General features: G+C 48.5%; 22 protein-coding genes and 1 pseudogene. 20 read left to right on the plus strand and 3 right to left on the minus strand.

The features are described 5' to 3' along the window. Nucleotides 1-179: 179 nt before the first annotated feature. Nucleotides 180-1,244, plus strand: a complete 1,065-nt coding sequence (holA, locus tag AB3351_RS13560) for a DNA polymerase III subunit delta (protein WP_371147665.1) — start codon at nucleotides 180-182, stop codon at nucleotides 1,242-1,244. 67 nt (nucleotides 1,245-1,311) lie between these two features. On the opposite strand, the gene rpsT is transcribed toward holA, so the two are convergent. Beyond that, nucleotides 1,312-1,578 carry a 30S ribosomal protein S20 gene (gene rpsT, locus AB3351_RS13565; RefSeq protein ID WP_371147666.1) on the minus strand — a complete coding sequence of 89 codons (267 nt, stop codon included), beginning with the start codon at nucleotides 1,576-1,578 and terminating at the stop codon, nucleotides 1,312-1,314. A gap of 143 nt (nucleotides 1,579-1,721) precedes the next feature. Here rpsT and gpr point away from each other — a divergent pair, with 143 nt between their 5' ends. From gpr to AB3351_RS13660, 19 genes and pseudogenes are all read left to right on the plus strand, one after another. Then, on the plus strand, nucleotides 1,722-2,831 hold the full coding sequence (gene gpr / locus AB3351_RS13570) for a GPR endopeptidase (protein ID WP_371147667.1): 1,110 nt from the start codon (nucleotides 1,722-1,724) through the stop codon (nucleotides 2,829-2,831). A gap of 186 nt (nucleotides 2,832-3,017) precedes the next feature. Next, nucleotides 3,018-4,199, plus strand: a complete 1,182-nt coding sequence (spoIIP, locus tag AB3351_RS13575; RefSeq protein ID WP_371147668.1) for a stage II sporulation protein P — start codon at nucleotides 3,018-3,020, stop codon at nucleotides 4,197-4,199. A 15-nt stretch (nucleotides 4,200-4,214) separates the two neighbouring features. Next, complete coding sequence (locus AB3351_RS13580; protein WP_371147669.1) at nucleotides 4,215-4,532, plus strand: DUF3679 domain-containing protein; 318 nt, start codon at nucleotides 4,215-4,217, stop codon at nucleotides 4,530-4,532. A 118-nt stretch (nucleotides 4,533-4,650) separates the two neighbouring features. Next, a complete protein-coding gene (locus AB3351_RS13585) occupies nucleotides 4,651-5,805 on the plus strand; it encodes a M24 family metallopeptidase (RefSeq protein WP_371147670.1) in 1,155 nt (384 codons plus the stop codon). Between the two features lie 68 nt (nucleotides 5,806-5,873). Beyond that, complete coding sequence (gene lepA, locus AB3351_RS13590; protein WP_371147671.1) at nucleotides 5,874-7,688, plus strand: translation elongation factor 4; 1,815 nt, start codon at nucleotides 5,874-5,876, stop codon at nucleotides 7,686-7,688. Nucleotides 7,689-7,810: 122 nt separating this feature from the next. Then, on the plus strand, nucleotides 7,811-8,962 hold the full coding sequence (gene hemW / locus AB3351_RS13595) for a radical SAM family heme chaperone HemW (RefSeq protein WP_371147672.1): 1,152 nt from the start codon (nucleotides 7,811-7,813) through the stop codon (nucleotides 8,960-8,962). 70 nt (nucleotides 8,963-9,032) lie between these two features. Further along, complete coding sequence (hrcA, locus tag AB3351_RS13600) at nucleotides 9,033-10,067, plus strand: heat-inducible transcriptional repressor HrcA (protein ID WP_371147673.1); 1,035 nt, start codon at nucleotides 9,033-9,035, stop codon at nucleotides 10,065-10,067. 65 nt (nucleotides 10,068-10,132) lie between these two features. After that, complete coding sequence (locus tag AB3351_RS13605) at nucleotides 10,133-11,683, plus strand: TCP-1/cpn60 chaperonin family protein (protein ID WP_371147674.1); 1,551 nt, start codon at nucleotides 10,133-10,135, stop codon at nucleotides 11,681-11,683. A gap of 11 nt (nucleotides 11,684-11,694) precedes the next feature. Next, the gene (gene grpE / locus AB3351_RS13610) at nucleotides 11,695-12,291 is read left to right on the plus strand and encodes a nucleotide exchange factor GrpE (protein WP_371147675.1); all 597 of its coding nucleotides are present in this window, start codon (nucleotides 11,695-11,697) and stop codon (nucleotides 12,289-12,291) included. A gap of 77 nt (nucleotides 12,292-12,368) precedes the next feature. After that, complete coding sequence (gene dnaK / locus AB3351_RS13615; RefSeq protein WP_371147676.1) at nucleotides 12,369-14,204, plus strand: molecular chaperone DnaK; 1,836 nt, start codon at nucleotides 12,369-12,371, stop codon at nucleotides 14,202-14,204. A gap of 108 nt (nucleotides 14,205-14,312) precedes the next feature. Further along, nucleotides 14,313-15,431: a molecular chaperone DnaJ gene (gene dnaJ, locus AB3351_RS13620; RefSeq protein WP_371147677.1), complete on the plus strand. Its 1,119-nt coding sequence runs from the start codon at nucleotides 14,313-14,315 to the stop codon at nucleotides 15,429-15,431. Between the two features lie 42 nt (nucleotides 15,432-15,473). Further along, nucleotides 15,474-16,382, plus strand: a pseudogene (gene prmA / locus AB3351_RS13625) (50S ribosomal protein L11 methyltransferase); the annotation flags it as partial. A gap of 136 nt (nucleotides 16,383-16,518) precedes the next feature. Next, nucleotides 16,519-17,256 carry a 16S rRNA (uracil(1498)-N(3))-methyltransferase gene (locus tag AB3351_RS13630; protein ID WP_371147678.1) on the plus strand — a complete coding sequence of 246 codons (738 nt, stop codon included), beginning with the start codon at nucleotides 16,519-16,521 and terminating at the stop codon, nucleotides 17,254-17,256. Between the two features lie 51 nt (nucleotides 17,257-17,307). Next, nucleotides 17,308-18,648 carry a tRNA (N(6)-L-threonylcarbamoyladenosine(37)-C(2))-methylthiotransferase MtaB gene (mtaB, locus tag AB3351_RS13635; protein WP_371147679.1) on the plus strand — a complete coding sequence of 447 codons (1,341 nt, stop codon included), beginning with the start codon at nucleotides 17,308-17,310 and terminating at the stop codon, nucleotides 18,646-18,648. 109 nt (nucleotides 18,649-18,757) lie between these two features. After that, complete coding sequence (locus AB3351_RS13640; RefSeq protein WP_371147680.1) at nucleotides 18,758-20,377, plus strand: ATP-binding protein; 1,620 nt, start codon at nucleotides 18,758-18,760, stop codon at nucleotides 20,375-20,377. Beyond that, nucleotides 20,361-21,089 carry a response regulator gene (locus AB3351_RS13645; RefSeq protein ID WP_371147681.1) on the plus strand — a complete coding sequence of 243 codons (729 nt, stop codon included), beginning with the start codon at nucleotides 20,361-20,363 and terminating at the stop codon, nucleotides 21,087-21,089. Before AB3351_RS13640 ends, AB3351_RS13645 begins: the two co-directional genes overlap by 17 nt. A 163-nt stretch (nucleotides 21,090-21,252) precedes the next feature. Next, entirely contained in the window at nucleotides 21,253-22,518 is a 1,266-nt protein-coding gene (locus AB3351_RS13650) for a dicarboxylate/amino acid:cation symporter (RefSeq protein WP_371147682.1), read from the plus strand. 134 nt (nucleotides 22,519-22,652) lie between these two features. Next, nucleotides 22,653-23,732 (plus strand): DctP family TRAP transporter solute-binding subunit, encoded by a 1,080-nt coding sequence (locus tag AB3351_RS13655; protein WP_371147683.1) that lies wholly within the window; start codon nucleotides 22,653-22,655, stop codon nucleotides 23,730-23,732. A gap of 81 nt (nucleotides 23,733-23,813) precedes the next feature. Further along, nucleotides 23,814-24,263 (plus strand): NUDIX hydrolase, encoded by a 450-nt coding sequence (locus AB3351_RS13660; RefSeq protein ID WP_371147684.1) that lies wholly within the window; start codon nucleotides 23,814-23,816, stop codon nucleotides 24,261-24,263. Nucleotides 24,264-24,320: 57 nt separating this feature from the next. Here the strand turns inward: AB3351_RS13660 and AB3351_RS13665 are convergent, their stop codons facing one another. Then, nucleotides 24,321-25,244: a Na/Pi symporter gene (locus tag AB3351_RS13665; RefSeq protein ID WP_371147685.1), complete on the minus strand. Its 924-nt coding sequence runs from the start codon at nucleotides 25,242-25,244 to the stop codon at nucleotides 24,321-24,323. A gap of 131 nt (nucleotides 25,245-25,375) precedes the next feature. Continuing rightward, complete coding sequence (locus AB3351_RS13670) at nucleotides 25,376-25,753, minus strand: collagen-like protein (RefSeq protein ID WP_371147749.1); 378 nt, start codon at nucleotides 25,751-25,753, stop codon at nucleotides 25,376-25,378. Nucleotides 25,754-25,857: the final 104 nt, after the last annotated feature.

The raw sequence follows: 25,857 nt of genomic DNA on the forward strand, positions 1-25,857 counted from the left end.
CTTTGTAATTTTGTGCGTATGATGTAGTAAAAGAAGCGGTGCTTATCGCTCAGCCTCCGGGATGTGGGCCCACTCGGACCCTGGGCGTTTACATATACGCACAGCCTTCCATAGGCCATGGCAGATTGGTTTGCCATGGTTTTTTTGTGCGCATATAATAAAGGGACGAGGTGACAAGAGTGGAGATACAACGAGTTATAAAAGAAATTAGGCAGGGAAAGGTCGCTCCGATCTATGTACTCTATGGAACGGAACAGTATATTATGGACGAGACGGTGCGTCTGATTGAGGAGACGCTGTTAGACGAGGCCAGCCGTGATTTCAATTACAATACATATGATTTGCGGGAGACACCGATTCAGACGGTACTGCAGGACGCAGAGACCTTCCCGTTCATGGGAGAGAAGCGGGTAATACGCGCCTCATATGCCATGCTGCTAACCGGAGCGAAGCTGCCCAGCAGTGCGCCAGAGCATGATGTGAATGCATTGATCTCTTATGCAGGCAATCCGCCGGACTATTCGGTCCTGATTATCGAAGTTGCAGCGGACAAGCTAGATGAACGGAAGAAGGCTGTCAAAGCCTTAAGGAAAGACGGACTTATTATTGAGTGTGCGCCGCTTAAGGAAGGGGCCTTAGCGGAATGGGCTATGCGGCAGGCGAAGCACTATGGTGTGCAGATGAGCACAGCGGCAGCCGAGCTTTTAATTGCGATGAGTGGCACACAATTAGGAAGACTGGATAAAGAAATTGAGAAGATGGCCGTCTACGTTGGTGCAGGCGAAGAAATCACAGAAGATACGGTGGAAATGCTTGCGACACGGGAACTTGAGCATGATATTTTTCGCTTGATCGACAAAGTCGCTCGATTGCAAATAGAAGACGCGGTACGGATGTATTATGATTTGCAGCGCTTAAATACCGGAAGCAGTGAGACAAAAGGAGAAGGAGAGCCGCTAAAAATTCTTACGCTGCTTGCGCGTCAATTCCGTATTCTGCTCCAGATTAAAACGCTCACGCCGCGCGGCTATTCTCCCCAGCAGATGGCTTCGCTGCTCGGCATCCATCCTTATGTTGCCAAGCTTGCCAATGAACAAGCCCATGCATTCAGCGAGAAGGCTTTGCGTCGTATTCTGCATCGCCTTGCTGAAGAGGATATTCGGATTAAGACAGGGCAGATCGATAAAGTATTGGCGCTTGAGCTGTTTATTCTAGAACTAAAAGATATGATGATTGCATCATAAAATAAAGCAATAGAAAAAGCGACCGCTAACGGTCGCTTTTTCTTGATATGAATGCATTCATATATGCTTAAGCGGACAGGCCGTTAACCTTCTTAGCCAGACGAGACTTCTTACGGGAAGCTGCGTTTTTGTGGATCAGACCTTTGGTTACTGCTTTGTCCAAATGTTTGCCGGCAGCTTGCAGTGCAGTCTTAGCTGCTTCCAGATCGCCTGCTGCTACAGCAACGTCTACTCCTTTAATCGCTGTGCGAAGAGTAGATTTTTGAGCGGCACGTTGTGCGCGGCGCTTTTCGATCGTTTTTGTACGTTTGATCGCGGATTTAATATTTGGCATGAGATTCACCTCCTTGGTGAATAAAATACTACTTTATAAAGTCAACAAGAGAAATTGTATCATGCACATGTCCTGTTTGCAAGAAAGTTTTTCTTCGTATAAATAAAGTTGGAACAGGAGAGCATGAGAACGAGGTGATCTGCATGGAAAAAAAGCTGGATTTAAGCGTATATGCAGTACGGACAGACCTGGCGCTTGAAGCGCGTGAGATGGCTACGCAGAAGCAGCAGGGAGAGCTGTCAGGCATTCGTTTTCATAGTGAAGAAGAGGATGGAATTACCGTCTCCAAAATGGTCGTAGAGACAATGGAAGGCGCTGAGCGAATCGGGAAAAAACCGGGCCGTTATGTGACGCTCGAAGTACCGGGACTGCGCACCCAGGATTCTGAACTGCAGGATCGTGTGGCAACTCGATTTGCGCGGGAGTTTCATGCCTTTCTAAAAGAGATCGGCATTGCAGAAAGCGACAGTGTGTTAATTGTCGGCCTGGGCAATTGGAATGTTACCCCAGATGCGGTAGGACCGATGGTGGTGGAGAATGTGCTGGTCACACGGCATATGTTTGAACTGATGCCGGAGCAGGTGGAGGAAGGGTACCGTCCGGTTAGTGCGATTTCGCCCGGTGTGCTGGGCATTACCGGGATTGAGACAAGTGAGATTGTATACGGGGTGATTGAAAAGGCGCAGCCGAGTTTTGTGATCGCTATTGATGCGCTTGCTTCCCGTGCGCTAGAGCGGGTAAATACGACCATTCAAATTTCGGATGCGGGCATCAGCCCCGGCTCCGGCGTGGGTAATAAGCGGAAGCCGCTGACCAAAGAAACGCTGGGCATTCCGGTTATTGCGGTCGGTGTGCCTACAGTGGTTGATGCGGCAACGATTGTCCATGATGTAATTACGTATATGCTGGCTCATCTTGGCCGCCAGTTGAAGGAAGCAAAAAATCCGAAGCCTGCTAGCAGGCTTGCACCTACAGGATTTACGCTTCCGGGGAAGACCAAGCGGTATACGGAGGAAGATATGCCGAATGAAGCAGAGAAAAAAGCGATTCTTGGTATGATCGGTGAGCTAGAAGAGAATGAAAAGCGTCAACTTATCCATGAAGTGTTATCTCCGCTTGGACATAACCTTATTGTGACACCGAAAGAAGTGGATGATTATGTTGAAGACATTGCCAATATTATCGCAAACGGACTAAATGCTGCCCTTCATGGATCGATTGATATGGATAATGTATCTGCATATACGCATTAAGATTTCTTACGAATAGGCTAAGGAAGTCGGCTAGAATAAAGCGGCTTCCTTTTTCTTTTTCTACTGCTCTGCATGCCAATTCCCTCATATTTTTCGTTCTATACCCTGTTCTAGATTCATAGATTAATAGAAACCACGACAGAGACAATGGACAACCATCTAAGCGACAGGAGAGGAGAGAGCAGCGTGTCGAGAAGGAATCGTAACTTGGTCGTGAATTTGCATGGAGCAGGCGTGCAGAAAAGCTTCGTCATTCTTTCGCTGGGTACGGCGATTTTATTTGTTTTAGTTGGGATTCTGTTCGCTTCCCAGGCGGGGAAGGGACTCTCCTCCCAGCATGTAGGCAAGATGACGGTAGCGATGTCAAGCAACGTATTACTGCATACCATGAGCTATGAAATTCCGTATTTTGAAGCCCATAAGGACAAGGACGAAGAGGTTGATCTCTCTTCTCTTGCGTTTCGTTTGATTACAAGCATTAATCCAAAAGATCCGCGCAGCTTTTTAGGGAACGAGCTGCCGGGCTTTAGCCTGTTTGATACGGAGGTGCTTGTCTCTGGCAAGGATTTGGCGCTGAGCGAGCTTCCGTTCGAATCGTCTCCGCCGCCCGAAGCTTTCAAAAAAGATGCAGCGCCGGAAGCAACCGCGCCCGCGCAGCCTGAGAAGCCGATGGAGCAGGAGGTGCTGTCAACGAACGGACGAAAGGTGTTCTTTATTTATAACACGCATAATCGCGAATCATGGGTACATGCTGTCCCGGAGGCACAGGCTAAGAACAACCCTGATCTGGCAATGGATGAGAAGAAGAATATCACGCTTGTAAGCAAGCGGCTGGCACAAACGCTTGAGAAGAATGGTATCGGTTCTTCGGTTGGCACGACTGATTTTACCGGACGATTGGTAAACCGTGGTGCATCCTACGCGCTTTCCTATGCGGAATCGCTCAAGGCGGTAAAGGCCGTCATGAAGCAAAACCGTGACTTGGACTATTTCATTGATATTCACCGTGATTCGCTGCGACGTAAGTCGACGACGGTTACAATCAATGGAAAGTCGTATGCACAAATCCACTTTGTCATCGGCATGCGCAACAAAGACTGGGAGAAAAATCAGCAGTTCGCGCTTAAGGTCCATAATATCGTTGAAAAGAAATATCCCGGTCTCTCTAAAGGTATATTTGGCAAAAAAGGTGGCAATGGTGAGTATAATCAATCCGTTTCTCCAAATGCCATTCTTGTAGAGGTAGGAGGCGTTGATAATACGCTTGAGGAATCCTATCGCACGGCCGATGTATTGGCGGAAGCGATTGCCGAGGTATTTTGGGAAGCGCAGAAAGTGGATACGAAAACGAAACCGAAACGATCGTAAGCGGGAGGGAGTGCCGTGAAGCTGGCCGCCAAATTTTTTATCCTTGTCGGAGTCTTATTTGCAGGTATTCTATGCGGCATCAATCTGGCAGAAAAAGGTGTTCAGCGTATCGAGGGCGCTTCCGACCAGCCGGTAAAAGGATTCTACATTAAAAAAGTGAACGACGGTGGCTTTGAAGTAGAAGTATTGGGCAAGCAGGTCGTTACAGAACCGAAGCTGGCAGAAGCTCGGGCGGCTGGTGAGAACTGGATGAGTCAGACTGGCAACCGCGTACGAACCTGGGTAGTTGTCACGACGCGCCAAGCAATGGAATGGATCATGGATAAATTATAGTGAATAGCTGTAGAGAATCGTCCCTTTATGACACGCCTGCTTCGGTTAAAAAGACTTGAGGGCAGGGAGGTCATAAAGGGATTTTTTGTGGTATGCTTCAGTAATGGAGAAGGGTGCTATGCACGTCTGGTTTTTATCTGTAAAAAGGGGCGGGATCGATATGGATGCATACAATGAACGGATACAAAAAGTACGGAGCGAATTAGAGAATCAGGGTGTTACAGCGGCTCTTATTACATCCCCGCTATCAATAGCGTATTTGACGGGATTCGTCTGTGAGCCGCACGAGAGATTTTTGGGGCTGCTGCTGCAAGAAGATAGAGCCTTCTTATTCGTCCCGTCGCTTGAGAAGGAAAAGGCTGAATCAACGCTCTCTAAGCCGGGAAGCGCGGTTCGTGAAGTTATTGGCGTACAAGATACGGAGGACCCGTATGTGAAGGTAAAGCAGGTGGCAGGAGAGATACAGCATAACCGCTTAGCCGTAGAAAAGGAGTATATGAGACTGACCCAGGCAGAGCGTCTGGGCAGTGTGGTAGGTGCAGCGTCATTTGCAGATATTGGCGGATATATTGCCAGGATGCGAAACAAAAAGTCAGCGGACGAAGTCGCAAAACTCAAAGCAGCAGCCGTACTTGTAGAAGAGGTGCTTGCTGAAGGGCTGAAGCGGGTTGTGCGCGGTGTGACAGAACTTGAACTTGTCGCTGAACTTGAATATATCATGAAGAAAAAAGGGGCGGCACCTTCCTTTGAGACGATGGTACTCGCTGGTGCTAATTCTGCTCTCCCGCACGGTGTACCGGGCATGACACAAGTACAGGAAGGCGGTTTTCTGCTTTTTGATTTAGGTGTATGTAAAGACGGGTACTGCTCTGACATTACCCGTACATTCGTAGTGGGTGAGGCGTCTGAAGAGATGGAGAGAATCTACCATACGGTATTGGCGGCTGAAGAAGCGGCGATTCGTGCCGTACAGGTCGGCTCCCCGCTCGCGGAAGTTGATCGTGCCGCCCGCCGCCTGATTGATGATGCAGGCTACGGATCTTATTTTATGCACCGGATCGGACATGGGTTGGGGATGGAGATACACGAATATCCATCTGTCCATGGTGCGAATGAAGAGAAGATTACAGCAGGGATGGTATTTACGATTGAGCCGGGCATCTATGTTCCTAGGGTAGGCGGCGTTCGCATTGAAGATGATATTCATGTGACGGAGGCTGGAGCAGAGGTGCTTACGGCATTTCCGAAGGCATTAACATGTCTAGAGATTTAAATTGCTGTGAAGCTTCATGACTGATATAATAGTCACTAGTGCATTTTTTTCCTCGCGGGAGGTAGTATATGGATCGAAGACAACGACAAGAGAAAATCCGGAACTTCTCTATCATCGCTCATATTGACCACGGTAAGTCAACGCTGGCAGACCGGATTCTTGAATTTACCGGTGCCTTGACGGAGCGGGAGCGTGAGAATCAGTTTTTGGATCAGATGGATTTGGAAAGAGAGCGCGGCATTACGATCAAGCTGAATGCTGTGCAGTTGAAATATAAAGCGAGAGACGGCGAAGAGTATATTCTTCACTTGATCGATACGCCAGGACACGTCGACTTCACATACGAAGTATCGCGCAGCTTGGCTGCATGTGAGGGCGCGCTCCTTGTTGTGGATGCGGCCCAGGGCATTGAAGCGCAGACGCTCGCGAACGTATACCTGGCACTTGATAATGATCTGGAGATTCTTCCGGTCATTAACAAGATCGACCTGCCAAGTGCAGAGCCTGAGCGTGTAAAACAGGAAGTGGAAGATGTAATCGGACTTGACGCGAGCGATGCGGTGCTTGCTTCTGCTAAAGCCGGAATCGGAATCGAAGAGATTCTTGAGCAGGTCGTAGCCAAAGTACCTGCGCCGACCGGTGATCCGGATGCGCCGCTAAAAGCGCTTATTTTTGATTCGCTCTACGACGCATACAGAGGCGTTATCGTTCATGTGCGGATCGTGGACGGCACGGTGAAAAAAGGGTCGAAAATCAAAATGATGGCGACCGGTTCCGTATTCGAGGTCACTGAAGTAGGAACGCATGCGCCGTTCCCGAAACAGGTGGAAGAGCTTACGGTAGGAGATGTAGGCTTTATCGCAGCCAGCATCAAGACGGTGCGCGATACACGGGTTGGGGACACGATCACGCTGGCCGACAATCCGGCAAGCGAGCCGCTGCCGGGCTACCGTAAAGTAAATCCGATGGTATTTAGCGGGATGTATCCGGTTGATAGCGCTGACTATAATGATCTGCGTGAAGCGCTGGAGAAGCTTCAGTTGAATGATGCCTCCCTGCAATTTGAGCCGGAGACATCACAGGCCCTTGGCTTTGGCTTCCGTTGCGGCTTCTTGGGCATGCTGCATATGGAGATCATTCAGGAGCGGATTGAGCGTGAATTCAATATCCCGCTCATTACGACGGCGCCGAGCGTAATTTATGATGTTACAAAAACGGATGGCGAGAAAATCTCGATCGAGAATCCGTCGAATATGCCGGAACAGCAGAAGATTGATTTTATTGAAGAGCCGTATGTAAAAGCATCGATTATGGTGCCAAAAGATTTCGTCGGCGCGATCATGGATCTGTGCCAGCGTAAGCGCGGGGACTTCATCGATATGCAGTACATTGATGAGACGCGCGTACAGATCGTCTATGAGATGCCGTTAGCCGAAATCGTGTTTGAGTTTTTCGATCAATTGAAATCGAATACGAAGGGGTATGCGTCTTTCGATTATGAACTGGTTGGCTATAAGAAGTCGAAATTGGTGAAAATGGACATTATGCTCAATGGCGAAGTGGTGGATGCGCTGTCCTTTATCGTACATCGTGATACTGCTTATAATCGCGGCCGTGTGCTGTGCGAGAAGCTAAAAGAGCTGATTCCACGCCAGATGTTCGAGGTGCCTATTCAAGCGGCAATCGGTCACAAAATTATTGCGCGTGAGACGATTAAAGCAATGCGCAAAAACGTATTGGCCAAGTGTTACGGTGGAGATATTTCCCGTAAGCGCAAGCTGCTTGAGAAGCAGAAGGAAGGAAAGAAACGTATGAAGTCCGTCGGAAGTGTAGAGGTGCCGCAGGAAGCGTTTATGGCAGTTCTGAAGATGGACGAGAATTAAGCAAGAAGCGATGTATACGAGGAGCGGAGGGTAAAAAGGGATACGGCCTTTTCCTTCCGCTCTTTTTTACGAACGAATGATGCGCTGCCTATTTATATTTACACATTGGAAGGTGATACGGTATGACAAAGGCCGTGTATATTCACATCCCGTTTTGCACGAATAAATGCTACTACTGCGATTTTAATTCGTATGTGACAAAGAACCCGCAGTTGGTATGGGATTATTTAACCGCACTGAACAAAGAAATGGAGGAGACGGTTCGCAGTTGTCCTCCTGGGGATATCGAAACTATTTTTGTCGGTGGGGGAACGCCCACATTCCTTGATGCGAAGCAGATGGCATACTTCTTAGAGACAGTTGCACGGCATTTTCCTAAACGAAGTAAGGACATTGAATTTACGATGGAAGCCAACCCTGGAACGACCGATGTGGAGAAGCTGTCCATTATGAGAGAGGGCGGCGTGAATCGAATTAGCTTTGGTGTGCAATCGTTCCACGATGAATTGTTAAAAAAAATCGGACGGATTCATGATAGCGCACAAGTATTCCGAAGCTTGGCGAATGCAAAGGAAGTCGGATTTGAGAACATCTCCATTGATTTGATTTTCGGTCTGCCGGATCAGACAACCGCACGATTCCAAGAGACGCTAGATCAAGCGTTCGCGCTTGATTTGCCACACTTTTCCTCATATAGCTTAAAAGTTGAGGAAAACACACTCTTCCATACGTTATATGAAAAAGATCAGCTCCCGCTTCCTACAGAGGATGAAGAAGTGACAATGTATGAACGGTTGATGGAGCAGATGGAGAGCCATGGCTATCATCAATATGAGATAAGCAATTTTGCACAGCGCGGTTTTGAGAGCCGTCACAATATGACGTATTGGCGCAATGAATATTATTATGGCATCGGCGCGGGTGCGCACGGGTATGTAGACGGTACGCGGCATGTAAATGCGGGTCCGCTTGCGCAGTATATGCAGCTTGCAGAAAAAGGCCTTCCACGCGTGGAGCAGTTCAAGGTTACCCGTGCGGAGGAAATGGAAGACCATATGATTATGGGACTGCGCATGATGCAGGGGATCTCGGCTCCCGCATTCGAGCTGCGATACGGTATGACGCTGAAGGATGCGTTCGGCTCAATTATTGATGAACTTACCGAAATGGGGCTGCTTGCATGGACAAATGGATACCTGCATCTTACCAAGCGCGGCATTCCTCTTGGCAATGAAGTCTTCGCAAGATTTTTAGGGCTAGTTGACAAAGTTTGATCTCCTTTGGTATTTTTGAAGTAAGTTCTTTAGCACTCGTTATCAAAGAGTGCTAACAAGGAGGGACAGCATGCTTACGGAACGACAACAGTTAATTTTACGGGCTATCATTGACAATTACATTCGTTCCGCTGAACCGGTCGGGTCACGTACGATTTCGAAGCGGGAAGATATTGGCTATAGCTCCGCTACTATTCGTAATGAGATGGCGGATCTTGAGGAGATGGGGTATTTAGAACAGCCGCATACATCGGCGGGACGCATCCCATCGAATAAAGGCTATCGCTTTTACGTGGACCAGTTTGCTGGCATGCCGTTTATGCAGGTGGAAGATGCTACGCATATTCGTCGCGTATTCGCCGATCGATTCTATGAATTCGAACAGGTAATGAATCAGGCGGCCTCCGTTCTTTCGAGCTTGACGAATTATACGTCCATCGTGCTTGGACATGACATACAGACAACACGTCTTAAGGCTGTGCAGATGATTCCACTCTCTCAACACTCTGCCGTATTTATTCTCGTAACAGATACGGGCAAGGTCGAGAACAAGATGATCTCGCTTCCAGAAGGAATGGCGATGAGTGAGATGGAGCGGGTCGTTAATTTGCTTAACGCCAAGCTTACAGGAGTAGCTATGGTTGAGCTGCGCCAGCGTCTGTATGCGGAAGTATCTAAAGAGTTGGGACGCTATATTCAGCACTATGAAGAGATTATGTCTGTGCTTGAGGAGACGATTACTCATGAGCCGGACGATCATATTGTACTTAAAGGAACGACCAACATCATGATGCAGCCTGAGTTTCGGGATGTCGATAAAGTCAGGGATATTTTGACACTTTTTGAGCAGAATGAGATGGTAGTGCGCCTATTCGACTCTAAACAGAGCGGGCTTCATGTGCGTATCGGCACGGAGAATCAAGAACAGGCGATTAGTAACTGCAGCATTATCACAGCAACGTATCATCTTGACGGCCAGCCGATGGGTACAGTAGGTATTCTCGGTCCAACACGCATGGAATACGGTCGTGTGATGGGAATTCTTAATGTGCTCGCGGGGAATCTGACGGATGCATTTGAACGTTTTTACAAATCTGATAGCTAATTAATAAGGCGCTTATATGCCAATGTATTGTAATTCATGCAAGAAAAAGAAAGGGAGGCCCGCTGATGAGTTCGCATCCGACGGAGCGTGATGGCTCAGGAGATGAACGGCTGTCTACCCTGCTTCATAATATGAATGCCGTGCAGGCGGTGGCCGGTTCAGTCGAAGGAACAATTGGTCCTAAAGGGCTTGATGTGATGCTTGTGGATGAACTGGGCGGCGTCATCATTACGAATGACGGTGTCACCATCCTTGAAGAAATGGAAGTGAAGCATCCGGCGGCCCGCCTGATGATCGGTCTAGCGCGTTCACAGCAGCGTGAGGTAGGGGATGGAACGACGACAGCGACCCTGCTTGCTTCTGCTTTAGTAACCGAAGGAGTGTCCCAGGTACAGCGAGGAGTTCCGGTTGCTCGTGTCATTGCTGGGATTGAGTTAGGCGTTGGTGAAGCGCTAGCGAGAATGCGAGAAGCGGCATGGCCGATTGAGTATTTTGATGATGAACGATTGTATCATATCGCATATATTGCAGGCAGAGAGCAGAAGGATATTGCACATCTTGTCATCGAAGGAGCGAGCCTGCTCGGTCGGGAGAAGATGCTTGAAGCAGATTTTACCTTCAGTGATTTGATCACAGCTCAGGAAGGTGCAGAAAATGAGGTATTAGATGGCGTCATCCTGCACCAGCGTCCGCTTTCCCATGAGATGCCGACACGGATGGAGCAGGTACGCCTGCTTGTGCTAAACGACGCTCTCGCACCGGAAGAGATGGACGATGAAGCGCTTGGCACAGAGATGGGCTTTCAGCGCTATCTGCAGATAAAGGAAGAATATCGACACAATCTAGAGAAGCTGCTCGAATTAAACGTCGGTGCTGTCATATTGGATCGAAGCTGTGATAGTATCGCTGAAGAATTCTGCCTTGATCATGGTATTCTTGTGCTGCATCGCGTATTCCAATCCGAGAGAGAACGGGTAGCTAAGTATAGCGGGGCTCGCTCGCTTAAGCGCAGCGCTTTAGGGAAAAGTGTAGAGGAGTTATCCCGTTCGCTTGGGTATGCGGAGCAGCTTGTATTTGACGAATCGCTCGATCAGGTGCGTATTATGGGAGGACATGGGGTGCCGGCAGTAACGATGATTGTCGGTGCCGGAACAAGTGAAGTCGTAGGGGAGAGGGAGCGGATTGCACGGGATGCCGCTTCTGCTGTGCAGGCAGCCCTTCGCGGCGGTTATCTTCCTGGCGGCGGCAGTGTTGAACTGTTTGTATCGCGCCATCTAGAGAAGTGGCGCCAGTCTGTAAAAGGAATGGAGGGCTTCGGTGTCGAGGCGGTCGCAGCAGCTTTGCGCCGACCGCTTGCTCAGATGATGCGCAATGCCGGATTCAATCCGCTTGAGAAGATTGAACAGGTACGAGCGGTACAGGAGGAAGCCAGCCAACCATCCATCGGCTTACACTTAGATACAGGCGAGTGCATCGATATGCTAGAGGCGGGGGTTGTTGATCCCGCGCTGGTTAAGCTGCATGCCCTGCAGACAGCCGGTGAGGTAAGCCGCGCCATTCTGCGCATACATACTGTGATTCGCAAAAAATCCCCAGGCATATCACCAGATGAATAGGAGGAAGGATTGTGTCAGAAGAAAACAAGAAAAACGCCGAGACGGCAGAGGAAATACAGGAGCAGGAGATCGATGAATCGATAGTGTCCGCTGAAGCACAAGGCGATGAACAAGCAAAAACAGCAGAGGCGGCTGAATTGTCGCGGGAAGACGAACTGCTGGCGGAGATCGAGCAGCTCAAAGCTGAAAAGGAAGAGATGCACAATAAATACTTGCGTGCACAAGCTGACCTGCAGAATTTCCGTACGCGTGTGAACAAGGAGAAGGAGCAGATGCTTCAGTATTCCTCACAACGTGCGATGGAAGCATTGCTGCCGGTTGTCGATAACTTCGAGCGTGCCATTGAAGCGAGTCAGGATGCACAAGATCCGAATTCGCTCAGAGAAGGCATTGAGATGGTTTTCCGCCAGCTGCAGCAGGTACTTGAGCAGGAAGGTGTAAGTACAGTACCGGGCGTGGGTGAGCCGTTCGATCCGAACATGCACCAGGCTGTGATGCAGGAAGCAAGCAGCGAGTATGAGTCTGGAATTATTATTGAGGAATTCCAGAAGGGATACAGGCTCAAAGACCGTGTCATTCGTCCTTCGATGGTAAAGGTAAGCTCCTAGCGTTAGCGTATCCGCAGCATTATCTACACGTTATTACGCATAGCAAATACACTTTCAGAAAGGTTGGTCAACATACAATGGCTAAAGTAATTGGTATCGACTTAGGAACAACAAACTCTTGCGTAGCAGTAATGGAAGGCGGCGAACCGGTCGTTATTCCAAATCCAGAAGGTAACCGTACGACACCATCTGTCGTAGCATTCAAAAATGGCGAGCGTATTGTCGGCGAAGCAGCAAAACGCCAGGCGATCACAAACCCGGACAATACAGTAAGCTCGATTAAGCGCTATATGGGTGAAAACCATAAGGTAACTTTAGAAGGAAAAGACTATACGCCGCAGGAAGTATCGGCCATGGTGCTGCAAAAGCTCAAATCCGATGCGGAAGCATACCTTGGCGAAACGGTAACACAAGCGGTTATCACTGTTCCGGCATACTTCAATGACAGCCAGCGTCAGGCAACAAAAGACGCCGGTAAAATTGCCGGCCTTGAAGTGCTGCGCATTGTCAATGAGCCGACAGCCGCTTCCCTTGCATATGGTATGGAGAAGGAAGAGGATCAAACGATTCTTGTATATGACCTTGGCGGCGGTACATTTGACGTTTCTATCCTTGAGTTGGGTGATGGCTTCTTCGAAGTAAAAGCAACCAGCGGGGACAACCAACTGGGCGGTGATGATTTTGACCAGGTCGTTATCGATTACCTGGTAGCGGAGTTCAAAAAAGAGAACGGTATCGATCTATCGATTGACCGTATGGCGATGCAGCGTTTAAAAGATGCAGCGGAAAAAGCGAAAAAAGACCTTTCTGGTGTATTGACGACGACAATTTCCCTGCCGTTCATCACAGCGGATGCAACCGGTCCAAAACACTTGGAAGTGAATTTAACTCGTGCAAAATTCGAAGAGTTGAGCGCACAGCTTGTAGAGCGTACCATGGTGCCAACGCGCCGTGCATTGTCGGATGCGGGTCTTCAGCCTTCCCAAATTGATAAGGTCATTCTTGTCGGTGGCTCTACTCGTATTCCTGCCGTACAGGAAGCGATTAAGAAAGCCACAGGTAAAGAGCCGTATAAAGGCGTAAATCCAGACGAAGTGGTAGCGCTTGGTGCGGCTGTTCAAGCAGGTGTATTAACAGGTGATGTAAAAGACGTCGTCCTGCTTGACGTAACGCCACTGTCTCTTGGTATTGAAACAATGGGCGGCGTTATGACAAAGCTGATCGAACGCAATACAACCATTCCTACAAGCAAGTCACAGGTATTCTCTACAGCTGCTGACAATCAAACAGCGGTAGACATTCATGTACTGCAAGGGGAACGTCCGATGGCAGGCGACAACAAGACATTAGGCCGCTTCCAATTGACTGACATTCCACCGGCACCACGCGGCATTCCGCAAATCGAAGTAAGCTTTGATATTGATGCCAACGGTATCGTAAACGTATCTGCCAAAGACCTTGGAACAGGTAAGCAGCAGCAGATCACGATCACGTCTTCTTCTGGTCTGAGCGATGATGAAGTAGATCGCATGGTGCGCGAGGCCGAAGAGAATGCGGAAGCTGATAAACAGCGCAAAGAGCAGGTTGAGGTGCGAAATGAAGCGGATCAACTTGTCTTTACGACAGAGAAAACACTCAAGGAACTTGGCGACAAAGTCGAACAGGCAGAGATTGATAAAGCAAATGCGGCAAAAGATAAGCTGAAAACGGCGCTTGAAGGTTCTGATCTTGAGGCGATCCGTACGGCAAAAGATGAGCTGCAAGAAGTTGTTCAACAGCTCTCTGTGAAGCTGTATGAGCAGGCAGCACAGCAGGCACAAACAGCACAAGGTGCGGAACAAGCCGGCAAAAAGGACGATGACAATGTAGTCGACGCAGACTATACGGTAGTAGACGAAGACGAAAAGAAATAATATGCAGGTGCAAGGGAAAAAGTCAAAGTCAGGGCAACTTGGCTTTGACTTTTTTTCGCAACCTGATATGATGAATTTTATGAGTCAAACAGTGCGGGAGTGAAGAGCATGAGCAAACGCGATTACTACGAGGTGCTGGGCGTAGAAAAGTCCGCCTCGGAAGATGAAATAAAGAAAGCGTACCGTAAGCTGGCGCGCAAATACCATCCGGACGTGAACAAAGAACCGGATGCGGAAGCGAAGTTTAAGGAAGTAAAGGAAGCATACGACGTGCTGAGCGATTCGCAGAAGCGGGCGAGCTATGATCGCTTTGGTCATGCAGGTGCTGAGCAGGGTGGTTTTGGCGGCGGTGCCGGTGACTTTGGTGGCTTCGGTGATATTTTCGATATGTTTTTTGGTGGCGGTGGACGTGGTAATCCGAATGCTCCGCGTCAGGGAGATGACCTGCAGTATACGATGCAGATCGACTTTAAAGAAGCGGTATTCGGCAAAGAGATGGACATTGAGATTCCTAAGGAAGCAACGTGTTCGAAATGTGATGGCTCTGGAGCCGAGCCGGGCAGCAAGGTGGAAACCTGTCATACATGCGGCGGTGCCGGGCAGCAGGAGGTTGTACAAAACACCCCATTCGGCCGTGTTGTAAACCGTCGTGTCTGTCCAACCTGTAAAGGAAGCGGACAATTCGTTTCCGTTAAATGCAGCAAGTGCCATGGCAGTGGAAAAGAAAGTGTGCGCCGAAAAATCCACATCAAAATTCCGGCAGGGGTCGATGATGGAGCGAGAATGCGCATCAATGGCGAAGGTGAACTGGGCGCGAACGGTGGACCGCCGGGGGATTTGTATGTTGTATTCCGTGTGAAGTCTCATGAGTTCTTTGAACGGGATGGCAACGATATCTTCTGTAAAGTTCCGATCACATTTGCCCAGGCTGCGCTTGGTGACGAGATCGAAGTGCCGACTATTGATGGCAAAGTTAAATTGAAAGTGCCGGCAGGTACACAAACAGGAACAAAATTCCGTCTGCGAGGACATGGGGTACCTTATCTGAATCGTTCAGGCAAAGGCGATCAGCATGTAAAGGTTGTTGTGGTGACACCGACCAAGCTCAATGACAGACAGAAGGAATTGCTGCGTGAACTTGCAGATATTGGCGGAGAAGAAGTTCATGGCAGCGGCGAGACCTCATTTTTTGATAAAATGAAAAAGGTGCTGCGCGGAGAGATGTAAGGGTATGTGCGAACAGCAAACGAGAGGATGGAGCCATACACAATGAAGTGGTCTGAAGTAAGCGTTCATACGACGCAGGAAGCCATTGAGGCGGTTTCGAATATTTTGCAGGAAGCAGGCGCAAGCGGTGTCGTAATCGAAGATCCGGAAGTGCTTACACGCGAATGGCAGGATAAGTTCGGTGAAATATATCAACTTTCAGCGAAGGATTATCCGACTGAGGGCGTCATTGTGAAAGCCTATCTTCTCGCAAGCGATGCGCTTAATGAGACGATAGAAGCAATCAAACAGGGTCTTGACGAGCTTTCTTCCTTCGGGATTGAAGTGGGAGAGGGTACCGTAACTCTTGCTGAGGTACAGGAAGAGGAATGGGAGACGGCCTGGAAGAAGTATTATAAGCCGGTAGAAGTGTCCGAGAGAATTACCATTACGCCCACGTGGGAGAACTATATTCCGAAGAAGGAGAATGAGCTCATTATCGAGCTTGATCCGGGCATGGCGTTTGGTACAGGGACACATCCGACGACTGTCATGTGCATTCGTGCATTGGATGAAGCGATTAAGGGTGGCGAGACGGTGATCGACGTCGGCTGCGGAACCGGTGTGCTTAGTATTGCTGCAGCCAAGTTGGGCGCAGCATCCGTTCGTGCGCTTGATCTCGATGAAGTCGCTGTAGAGTCGGCACAGACGAACGTAGAGCTGAACGGTACCGCGCAAAAAGTAGCAGTTGAACAGAATAATCTACTGGATGGTGTAGCGGGACCGGTTGATCTCATTGTCGCTAATATTTTGGCTGAAGTTATTACGCTGTTTGTCGATGATGCTGCTCGTGTAGTGGCACCAGGCGGCTTATTCATCACCTCCGGTATTATTACACAGAAAGAAGCCGACGTACGCGAGGCGATGGAGCGGGCGGGGTTTAGTATTATTGACGCGCATTACATGCATGATATGTATGAAAAAGAAGACGGATCTCGTTATACGGATACCGATACGGTGGCACCGCCAAGCCTTCGCGACCGCAGCGAGCTTGCATCAGGCTGGGTATGCCTTGTAGCGGAACGAAAAGCAGAGTGAGGGATGAAGCATGCAGCGATATTTTGTAGACCCTTCGCAGATGGATGAGCAGTTCGTAACGATTACGGGAGATGATGTGAATCATATTGTCCGTGTTATGCGTTCGCGCCCAGGAGATGAAGTGATCTGCTGCAGCGGCTTAGGACGCGACGTGCGGGGTGCCATTGATGTGATCGAGTCAGACCATGTGCGGGTGCGCATTCTTGAAGAAGGTCTTGCGAATCGAGAGCTTCCGGTGCAAGTTACCATTGCGCAAGGACTGCCAAAGGGTGATAAAATGGAGCTGGTCATTCAGAAAGGCACTGAACTCGGTGCTTTTTCTTTTTGCGCATTCACATCCATGCGCACAGTGGTCAAGCTCGATGATAAAAAAGAAAAGAAACGGATAGAGCGATGGCAAAAAATTGCCAAAGAGGCCGCCGAGCAGTCACACAGAAGTCGGGTTCCTGATGTGATGAATGTGCTTAGCTGGCGTGAGCTGCTTGCATCTGCGCCTCGTTTCCATTATGCTTTATTTGCATATGAGAAAGAAGAGATGGCCACGCTGCGCCGTGCGCTCTCAAGCGTCCCCGCAGGCTCAACGATTCTGCTTGTGATCGGGCCGGAGGGCGGCTTCGATGAGAAAGAAGTCGCAGAGGCAGAAGCGGCTGGCTTTGTGAGTGTATCGCTTGGAAGGCGGATTCTACGTGCAGAAACGGCGCCGCTCTATGCGCTATCCTGCATGTCTTATGCCTTTGAACAAGCATGATTCAATCGATAAGAGACAGGGGCAATTTTATAGTAAGGAGTTGGACAATCCATGCCAACTGTAGCATTTCATACGCTCGGCTGTAAGGTTAACCATTATGAAACAGAAGCCATCTGGCAACTGTTTAAGCAGGCCGGGTATGAGAAAATAGATTTTGAGCAGGCTGCGGACGTGTATGTGATTAATACTTGTACCGTAACCAATACAGGTGACAAAAAAAGCCGCCAAGTTATTCGCCGTGCAATTCGCCGTAATCCGGAAGCGGTTGTAGCGGTAACGGGTTGCTATGCGCAGACAACGCCGCATGAGATCATGGCCATTCCTGGCGTTGATATTGTCGTAGGCACATCAGGACGCGACAATTTAATCGAATATGTGGATCAATATCTGCAAGAGCGTCAGCCGATTAATGCCGTATCGAATATTATGAAGGCACGCGAATATGAAGAACTGGATGTACCGGAATTTACAGATCGGACGCGTGCGTCTTTGAAGATTCAAGAAGGCTGCAATAATTTCTGTACGTTCTGCATCATTCCATGGGCGCGGGGATTGATGCGTAGCCGTAAACCGGAAAGTGTAGTCGAGCAGGCGAACAAGTTGGTGGCAGCAGGGTATAAGGAAATCGTTCTTACCGGTATTCACACCGGGGGATACGGCGAAGACTTAGAAGGCTACAATCTGGCTCGTTTGCTGCGTGATCTAGATACGAAGGTTCCGGGGCTGAAGCGTATTCGCATTAGCTCCATCGAAGCAAGTCAGATTACAGATGAAGTCATTGATGTACTGAATACGTCAGATAAGATGTGTCGTCATCTGCATGTGCCGCTACAGGCAGGCGATGATGATGTGCTCAAGCGTATGCGTCGCAAATATACGACGGATGAGTTCCGCCGTAAAATCGAACAGTTGCATGAGGCACTGCCTGACGTAGCGATCACAACTGACGTAATTGTTGGCTTCCCTGGTGAGACAGAAGAGATGTATGAAAGAGGCTACCGCTTCATTGAAGAGATGAAGTTTGCTGAATTACATGTCTTCCCGTATTCGAAGCGGAGCGGTACTCCGGCGGCTCGGATGGAAGATCAGGTGGATGAAGAAGTTAAGAATCGTCGTGTGCATGAATTGATCGCACTCTCTGATAAGCTGGCGGTAGATTATGCAAGCAAGTTTGTCGGTGATGTGCTTGAAGTTATTCCTGAAGAGGCGTACAAGGAAGCACCGGAGAGCGGATTGTACGTTGGTCATGCAGATAACTACCTGAAGCTCGTATTTGAAGCCGATGAATCGCTTGTCGGCAAGATCTGCAAAGTACGTCTTGATGAACCGGGCTCGGAATATTGCAAGGGTACATTCGCACGAGTATTGAGTGAAGAAGCGCTCAAGGCGTAAGGAATGCTGGTGAAGAAAGCGAGACTGTTTTGCACAGTTTCGCTTTTTTTTTGCTGGTGTTTTTTTGTATAATTCTAGACAAGTCAGTAGATCAGTTGAGGAGTCATATATGATTCATTTGGACAATTGGCCCATTCGCCGCAAGATTACACTGCTTGCCTTTGGCATCGTCTTATATACTCTCTTGATGGGTGCGACCATTCTAATCGGTAAAATCGCCAGCGTTAAGGTAGAGGATGTAAGTCAGCGTTCGCTGCTGACGGCAAAGGTGACAGCACAGATGCCGGAGGTGCAGCGAGCCGTAGAGAAGCCGCTCGGTGCGTCATTTATCCAGCCTTTGATAGAGAAAGTGCGGGCGATTTATGGGGCAGACTATATTGTTGTCGTCGATATGGATGGCAAGCGTATGTCACACCCGATCGAGAGTCGGATTGGCACGTTTTTCAATACGAATGAAGCCAAGCCTGCATTTGCTGAACATGTCTATATTGATCGGGTGACAGGGGATCTTGGAGAAGGGGTTCGGGCATATGCACCGATTATGAATGAGGAACATCAGCAGATTGGGGTCGTCATGGTAGGAAATACGGTCCCAAAACTATTTGTCATCATTGAAGATATGGGCAAGGAAATGGGGCTGATTCTCTCCTTAACACTCGGATTCGGCATTTTGGGTGCTTATCTCCTTGCAAGCCATATTAAGCAGCAGACATTCCAACTCGAACCACAGGAACTTGCAAGGACGCTAGATGAGCGAACGTCGGCGTTCCATGCGATTCATGAAGGAATTATTGCGATTGATGATCAGGAACGCATCACCGTTATTAACGAATCGGCCCGTCGCATGCTGAAGGTAGAAGGCAAGGCAGTAGGAGGTAACATTCGTGAGGTTATCCCGGATACGCGCCTTCCGGAGATCTTAGAACTAGGCGAGGCGATTTATAACCAGCAGTTCTATATTGGCGACACGTTGATCTTCAGCAATCGTGTTCCAATTAAGGTAAAAGGAAAAACCGTGGGAGCACTGGCGATTTTTCAGGACAAGACCGAGGTCACGCAGATGGCGGAAGAGCTTACAGGTGTGAAAGCATTTGTTGATGCGCTTCGCGCTAAAAATCATGAGCACAGCAATAAGCTTCATACGATTGCTGGACTCATTCAATTAGGTAAAGAGCAGGAAGCGCTGCGTTATATTTTTCAGCTTGATGAAGATGAAGAGAATGTAGCTCATTACATTAGCTGCCGCATTCAGGATATCAATCTGACCGGTCTTCTGATCGGAAAAATCAGCCGGGCAAAAGAGCTTGATATTGCGCTTCATATTGACCCGTATAGTGAATTTAATCGTTTTCCCGAAGGGGTCACCTATCATGACCTTGTTATCATTATCGGAAATCTTATCGAGAATGCCTTCGATGGACTCGCAGAAGTAAACAATCGCCCCAAACGGGTAGACGTATCCATTGTACAGGACGATACCTATCTTACAATTGAGGTAGAGGACAATGGCATCGGCATTCCGCAAGCAATACAGACACATATCTTTGATAAGGGCTTCTCGACCAAGCAGAAAGGGGAGCACGGCATTGGTCTGTATCTTATTTCATCGATAGTTAAGCGAAGTGAGGGCGATGTTGCGGTTGATAGTACCGCAGGATACGGCACATGGGTACGTGTCAAGCTTCCCATGGAGAGGAAGGAGGAACAAGATCATGAGTACAATCATTAATGTTTTGCTTGTTGAAGATGATCCGATGGTACAGGAGATTAATATGTCTTTCATCGAACGAGTAGAAGGTTTTGAAGTAGTCGGCCTTGCGCGTACGGGAGAAGAAGCGATTGAGAAAATCGGAAGTTTATCTCCCCAACTGGTCATTCTTGATTTATACATGCCGGGAAAAGATGGTCTGGAGACACTGCGTACGATCCGACATCAAGAACTTGATGTCGACGTAATTGCCGTAACGGCGGCCAATGACCGGGAGACTGTGCTGCGTGTGATGCGGCTTGGGGCTGTGGATTATATATTTAAGCCTTTTCAATTTCATCGCATTGAAGAGGCGCTTCTGCGTTATAAAGAGCACTTCCGCCGTAATCAATCTGCCGTGTTCTCCCAATCATTATTTGACAGCGCACGTGCTCATGCGGCTGCGAATGCGAAAAATGCATCTGTCAGAAGAGAGGAGCAGGAAGCAGAATATCCGAAGGGAATTCAAGCCTTCACCCTGCAGCAGGTATCTGACTGTCTTCAGGAAGCGGAGGATGAGATGTCGGCAGAAGAGATTGGACAGGTGATCGGTATGTCGCGGGTTACAGTACGGCGCTATCTCGAATATCTTGAATCGGTCGGTAAGGCTGCATCGTATATGGTATACGGAACGGTTGGCCGTCCCATGAAAATGTATACATGGACCGATGAACAAAAAGAACAAAAAATGTAACAAAAAGAACAAAACGTTTTAAAAATACGAAAACTTTTCTCCTCCTCATGCAAACGTTATCATGAATCTATCAGAAAAAGAGAACGATTTGCAAAGGGGAGCTTACAATGAATATTCGGAATTTTATCACGACATCCCAGATGATGAGTGGGGTGAGTGAAGCATGAGACTGAATTTCAAAAATTTAACGACACAGGTTATTCTCGCTATTATTCTAGGGATTATGTTTGGCATGTTTTATCCGGCGCTTGGCACTGAACTAAAAGTGCTGCCTGATCTATTTATTAAACTGATCAAAATGGTTATCGCTCCGATCGTATTCTTGACCATCGTCATCGGTATTGCCGGTATGGGCGATATGAAGAAGGTTGGCCGTATTGGCGGAAAGGCCCTTCTCTACTTTGAAATTGTTTCCACCATCGCACTAGCGATTGGAATTATCGTCGCTAATTTCATTCAGGCGGGCAATGGAATTGATGCAAGTACAGCAAAGGGTGATGTATCAAAATATACAAAGCAAGCAGAAGAGACAAGCCACGGATTTATGGACTTTGTTATGTCCATCATTCCGGATAATTTTGTCGGCGCCCTAGCTAACGGTGAACTGCTTCCTGTGTTATTCCTAGCTGTTTTGTTCGGGATCTCGCTTGCGGGTATGGGCAGCACCGGAAAGCCGGTTATTGATTTCTTTGAGAAGATTGCACATGTATTCTTCGGCATTGTAAATATCATTATGAAAGTGTCTCCGATTGCAGCTTTTGGTGCGATGTCATATACGATCGGTAAATTCGGAATCAGCTCTCTTGTTTATCTTGGGAAGCTAATGGGCTCTGTATATCTGACAATGTTCTTCTTTATCGTACTTGTACTTGGCTCGATCGCTAAATATTACGGATTTAGCATTTTCAAGTTCATCAAATATATTAAAGATGAGATTTTTCTTGTTGTCGGTACCTCTTCTTCGGAAGCAGCCCTGCCGAAAATGATGGAGAAGTTGGAGAGATACGGATGTTCAAAATCGGTAGTAGGTCTCGTGCTCCCGACAGGATATTCCTTTAATCTTGATGGTACCTCCATTTATCTTTCGATGGCAGCTCTGTTCATCGCCCAGGCTTACGGTGTTGATCTAAGCATCGTAGAGCAGCTAACATTGCTTGGTGTCCTTATGCTTACTTCAAAGGGAGCAGCAGGTGTCACCGGCTCTGGATTCGTCACCTTGGCCGCGACCCTCGCCGTATTTCCGTCGGTGCCGGTCGAAGGCATGGCGCTTCTGCTCGGGGTAGACCGCTTTATGTCTGAAGCGCGTGCCGTTACAAATCTGATCGGCAATGGAGTAGCCACTGTCGTAATCTCTAAGGTGGAGAATGAATTCCATCCGGCTGTCGAGCAGGATGAAATGATTGAGGACAAACAAAAAATGAGTGTATAGTGTACGGGCATAGCTCGTATAGTGAAAGCGTCGGTGCTTCTTGCCGACGCTTTTTTTCTGGTATCGATTTCTTCGTTTTTATCTTTACGTATGCTATGATACGAATACAAATATGGAAAAAGGGTGAGGATGCGTTGAAGTCTCTTGGATGGTTGGTAGTATTCCTCATTGCGGGCTTAGCCATCTCGATCGTTATTGGATTTAGCTTCGGTGTTGACATACCGGCTCGCTACGATGCAGAACAGGAAGGGCTTGATCAAAAGGTTGTCATTCGCTTTAGTCACGTAGTAGCTGAGAATACGCCAAAAGGGCTGGCCGTTTCCAAGTTTGCCAAATTGGTACGGGAGAAGACGGATGGCATGGTCGAAATTCGTGTCTATCCGAATGCGACGTTATTCGATGATGAGACGGAATTCCATGCGCTTCAGACAGGGAATGTGGAGATGATCGCACCTGCGACCTCGAAGCTCTCCTCGCGCTATCCGCAGTGGATGATTATGGATCTTCCGTACGCCTTCGAGAATGAAAGCGAAGTGAGTGAAGCGATGGACGGCAAGCTTGGACGATTGCTGTTCGAAGCGATTAACGATGAGAATATCAAAGGTCTGGCATTATGGGATAATGGTTTTAAACAGGTAACATCAGCAAAACCTATGATCTCTGTAGAGGATTTCTCCAACTATAGCTTTCGGGTAATGCCAAGCCCTGTATTGGAAGCGCAGTTTAAAGCGCTTGGTGCTAAGGCACAGAGCTATTCATTTAATGATTTATACAGACAGCTTGAAGGCGGTACGGTACAGGGCCAGGAAAATACATTGTCCAATATCTATACGAAGCGCTTATATCAAGTGCAGCGATATATGACCGTAAGTAATCACGGGTATCTCGGCTACATTGTATTAATAGACAAGCTGACATGGGATAAGCTGTCACACTCCCAGAAGCGGGCGGTCCAATCGGCTATGGAGGAGACAACGGCATGGATTCGTCAGTATGCTAAGCAGATGAACGACCGCGCACTCACAGAAATGAAGGACAAGCATGCGATTAATGTCCATATACAAACGGATGAAGAGCGGGAGAGATGGAAAAAGAAGATGAATCCTGTTTATAATCAATTTGAAAGTGTCATTGGAACCCCGGTTATCACGGAATGGAAAAAGTTAATCCGTAAGCAGCGCTCGCAGCCTTATAGTCCTCATGTCTATGATTAAATGTTATGAAAAAAGTGGTAAAAGGCAGGCGGAGTACGATACACTTAGAAAAAGGATGCTTTTTTCGAGGAGGAATGTTTGATGGCAAAGGAGGTTTCAGCAGGAGGCGTCGTCTATCGGAAGATGAAGGACAACAGAATTGAACTGATGATTATTGAAGATCGCTATCTGAAAGCGTCCCTGCCTAAAGGAAAGCAGGAAAAAGGGGAAAGCATGGAAGAGACAGCGCTGAGGGAGATACGCGAGGAGACCGGAATTGAGGGAAAGGTCGTTCAGCCCTTAGAAACGATTTACTATAATTATTATAATCCGAAGCTTGGCGCCGTAAAAAAAGAAGTTCATTACTATCTGGTGGAGGCGCTGGCAGGCAAGCTTGTGCCTCAGCTTGAAGAAATCCATACAGTAGCCTGGATGACACCGGAAGCAGCCTGGGAAAAGCAGACGAAAAACGGATACCAGAACAATATTTCCGTTCTGGCCAAAGCGTGCGAGCTGCTTGGAATTGAAACACGAAGAGAAAAAACCTCATAATGAAAACAAAAAAGCGTATCGCTGCATCATGTGGCATACGCTTTTTTTGTAACCTGCTTATCCTCGTATACACCGCTGCGCAAGCCTTGCAATCCCGTGCGCGAACGGCAGTGCCAAAAGCGAGCAAATTACGTTGAATAGTGTCTGTGCATGGGCAATCTGGATGGCAGCATCACCTGTCAGCCATGCCACAGTCATTCCGAGTTGTTCGATAAAGGGAAGAAACAGAAGAACACCTGCGATGTTGAGTACGACATGAACCCATGCTACCTGCTTGGCTGCCGCATTTCCGCCTACCGCAGCCATTACCGCGGTTACACATGTGCCGATATTGCTTCCGAGCACGATAGCGATGCCCATGCCAAGTGAAAGGAGTTGTTCATTCATGAATCCCATCGTCATGGCAGTTACAGCCGAGCTGCTGTGAAGAAGCGCTGTAAACGCTGCACCAAGAAACACTCCATTGAAATAGCTGCTGTCCGGCCGTGCCAGTGCCGAGAGGAAGAAGGCGGTATGCTGAAGCGGTTCGGCTGCTGTCTGCATTACCTGGATGCCTAAGAATACACAGCCGAACCCGGATAGCGACATGCCCACGGCGCGTACGATGTTAGAGCGCATCCACAGCACCGAACAGCCAAGTAGAAACATAGGCAGGGCCATTTTTTGCGGATTCAGTGCGATCAACTGGGTGGTAAAGGTCGTGCCGATGTTCGTTCCAAGAATGATGCCCACGGTTTGTGGAAAGGAAAGCAAGCGGGCATTGGCAAGACCGATTGTTACTACCGAGACTGCACTGCTGCTCTGTACGAGCATTGTCATCAATGTGCCGGTAAGCAGACCGCGTGTTGGTGTTTTTGTAAAGCGAATAAGCCAACGGTGCAGGTTATCACCAGCGAGTGCAAAGAGACCAATACGCATCAAATGCATACCACCTAAAAATAAACCAAGCCCTAGTAATAGGGCGAAAATAAGCATCGTCATCGGTTTGACTCCTTCCATCCACTTCTACCCCAATATGTATGCGGCAGAAGGGACGGGCATGACAGGCACACTGATCGTTTCACCGAATAACAGCAAAAAGCAGACCCATAGTGGATCTGCCGCAAGTGCTTCTAAACGTTGCAGATGAAAGAATCGATTCGGCGTGTATCGAGTCCGCCGATCGAATAGCCGAAGAATGGGACGTAGCGGTAGAACATTACCGTTTGCTGCCGGATACGGAACGGCCAGATCCAATACTGTTCGCCGTTGGACAGCCATACATACGTCCAACGGAACAGGCAGAGCCTAAGACTTCCCGGAGCTACCGCCTTTGCATTCAGTGCCTGCTGCTGCGAAGGAATAAAGGGGGGAGGGGGAGACGTCGGCTGCATTGGCTGTTCGCCGGGCGGTCCACCTGGAAAAGGGAATTGAGGTCCAGGTCCCATTCCTGGCGGACCTGGAGGCGGGGGTGGTGGAAAGCCGCCTGATGGGGGCTGCGATGGAAACATCCCCGGAATGTTTGGCGGATTGAAGGAAAACGAAAACTGTCTATCATCATTTTTTCGGGATTTACCCATAGTGTAACACCTTCCTTTCCGTATAGACTATTCAC

It is taken from the genome of Aneurinibacillus sp. REN35 (assembly GCF_041379945.2).
Classification (GTDB): Bacteria; Bacillota; Bacilli; order Aneurinibacillales; family Aneurinibacillaceae; genus Aneurinibacillus.